The organism is Paenibacillus plantiphilus (assembly GCF_927798095.1).
GTDB classification, from domain to species: Bacteria; Bacillota; Bacilli; order Paenibacillales; family Paenibacillaceae; genus Paenibacillus_Z; species Paenibacillus_Z plantiphilus.
Window position 1 is genome coordinate 1 of the sequence record NZ_CAKMMF010000064.1, and the last position, 2,670, is coordinate 2,670.

General features: G+C 44.0%; 3 protein-coding genes. 2 read left to right on the top strand and 1 reads right to left on the bottom strand.

Annotated elements, in window-relative coordinates; all coding sequences use genetic code 11:
* A partial coding sequence (locus L6H65_RS26955; RefSeq protein ID WP_503827062.1) for an Rpn/YhgA-type helix-turn-helix domain-containing protein occupies nucleotides 1-118 on the top strand: 118 nt, incomplete at its 5' end.
* Nucleotides 119-517: 399 nt separating this feature from the next.
* Here the strand turns inward: L6H65_RS26955 and L6H65_RS26285 are convergent.
* The gene (locus tag L6H65_RS26285) at nucleotides 518-1,063 is read right to left on the bottom strand and encodes a GrpB family protein (RefSeq protein ID WP_236347698.1); all 546 of its coding nucleotides are present in this window, start codon (nucleotides 1,061-1,063) and stop codon (nucleotides 518-520) included.
* A gap of 281 nt (nucleotides 1,064-1,344) precedes the next feature.
* Between L6H65_RS26285 and L6H65_RS26290 the strand changes: the two genes are divergently transcribed.
* Nucleotides 1,345-1,893 (top strand): hypothetical protein, encoded by a 549-nt coding sequence (locus L6H65_RS26290; protein WP_236347702.1) that lies wholly within the window; start codon nucleotides 1,345-1,347, stop codon nucleotides 1,891-1,893.
* The last annotated feature ends 777 nt before the right edge of the window (nucleotides 1,894-2,670 follow it).

Sequence of the window (2,670 nt, forward strand, 5' to 3'; positions counted from 1 at the left end):
AGAGACAAGCACTGAAATTGCTGCCAAGCTCTTGAATAGGGGCGTAGATCTGCAAACCATTGCGGAAGCAACGGGGCTGTCTATAGAAGAAATCAAGGCGCTGCAACCCATTAACTGACGGCAGACTCCAACTTTAGAAAATCTAATGGTGTTATCTCGACAGCTGAAAGGCTGTTTTTCTTTTTGTGCAGTGCTTCTGAAGAGTGGAATGGAGGGAGAAACAGTCGCCTGAAGCTTCGAAAGAATATGGTGAATACTTTACTCCGCCAGAAGAATGGGTTGAAGCCAGCAAAGTTAGATAGAGTAAAGTTAATGCGAAACGAAAAACTCATTAAAGAGGACGAATCGGGAATAGGGACATTCGGATGCCCCTTGCAATCAAGCCTTGCGTTGCTTACCTATGCCTAAATAGTTACATAAAAAATCTAATCCGATGGGACAGCCCAAGCGCGGAACGGAAGAGCCTGGTTACTGTTGATGCTTAAAGATTAAACCGGCATAAACGAGGTTTTAACCTTCATCCACGGTTCTCCTCCCTATTATCCTTCTCTTCAGACGCCCATTTCATTGCCTTCATCACAATTCCGTTACAAAAGGCTTCTTTCCCATCTTGATATAGATGAACATTATCCGGTGATTGTTTGGCTAAGTGTAGTTTCAATTCTCCGTATGTTTTGGCTTCATCAGGATGATTCATTAGGTATTCTTTGAAGTTCAGATGATACTCGATGTTGATATTTCCGACTTCGTAGATATGTACGTGATGAGTTCTATTGCCTTCACCTTTTGAAAAATATCGTCGTCCAACAATTCCTTGTTCCCCTCGTGGTTTGTAGCCTAAAAGAATCATGTGGTCGTTATACTGATCCACCCTGTTAAGATCCTTGACGACAATTAGAATATCAATAATTGGCTTTGCAAACCCAATCTGAGGAACGGACGTGCTTCCGATGTGATGGATATCAAGTAAATCGTTCGAGAATATGGATGTTAATAAGACTTCTTCTTTACGGTATAGTTCAAACCAGTTTTCCGTCCAAGGAGCAATTTCGGTTCTTCTCAAATGAACACCCCGTTATTGCTAGTAATTAGAAATCAACACAGTATTATTCAATGTGACCTCCCCTAATTCCTCTTTGCATGTAATAGTAAGCTTAGCAAATACTGCCCCGTCAGGCTTGTCTATTTTGCGCAACTCACATATAACTGGCAGAGAAAGCAGGCTTTAAATTCATAAAACAAGATGAGGTATATTGGGTTAATATATAGAAATTAGTTCTTCAAAATATTGCTGTGGATGCCGATATATAAGTGAATTTACAACTATAAAAGGAGGGATTTGGAATGTCGATTCGCAACAAATTGGGGTTATTGATCAGTGTGGCCGCTGTAGTTATGTTGGTTATTTCCGGCTGCTCTAGCAAGGAGAAGACGGATGAGGAGAAGGTTAAGGAGTTTATTAACTCGATTGCTGATCAGAAAGCTGATACCAATGCAAATGAGCCGCCGACTGTGGAATCTCAACTGCGTGAGATTGATAATTTTATGACATCTAGCATTTGGAATGAAGCCTTCGTAAATATTGGTTGGTATACTAAAGGCGGTACCGATGCCACAGGCCAGGAAATGGATATGGCGTTCACCATCGAGCGTCTTGGCAAGGCTATGGAGAAGAAAGCAGAGCATGATGCTTATATTCAAGGACTGGATGCGGAGTATGATAATGTGAAGCAAGTATGGAGCAGGCTCTCGAATGAGACGGATAAACTGTACAAGCAGCTCAAGGAAAATCCGCCTCAAGCTAATGAAGAAAGCTATGAGTTTAACACTGGACTGTTCAAGCAGTATTCTGAAGCGTTTGATGACGATGTAGAGGCATTGAAACAGAAATAGAAGCTGCACAATTTGATAAATAGAATGTCAGAGAGCGTATTTAAACGTTCTCTTTTTTGTGCGACGGGCAGTCGCATCTTTAGCGAGTAATTCGCTATGAATAATCCATGAAAAGCAGCGGTTACGTTACTTCGAGTAAAAACGAATCGAGAGCTAAGAAGGATGTTTTCCAGAGGGTGAAAGTCCCTCTCCAAGCACTCTGGTGTGGCTTGGAAAGCCTAATCTAGGGCGATTGTCGCGAGGCATTTGTCTGAAGGAGATGCGGGAAATCGAGAGATCCGTAGGCGGATGTTCAGACCCAAATGCGAAAGCGTGAAGCACGTAGCGGCAGGATAAGTCGGCGACTGTGCGACAAAAACGGGAAGCCTGGAAAAAAATCGTTGTCCAATGAACCAGACGAACAACGATGGCTTATCAAGTGAAGGTGCTGGGTATGTTCAGAAGGAAGATGCGATGACCCCGTGAGGTTCTCTGCTCCACTTGCAAAGGATGATTACATATAAGGCTTCGCCGAAGTTGTGATCATGGTAGAGAATTCAGACGTTCTCATAGTGCGTGCGTGGCAGCACGATCATCAGGTGGGTTAAAGTCCCGCTGAGCCCCGGACTAGGGGACTCATATCCAAACTCGGGAGTAACGTCTCGGGGGCCGGTAATTTTTTTTTTGCTGGAGGGCAGGGCGTCTGCCGCGAGGCAGAGTCTGAAGGGCTTGAGGAGAAGTACCAGGCCGTAGTGAAACGGGGCTACCCGAATTGCGAACCGGTCGGCCAAAGATGGG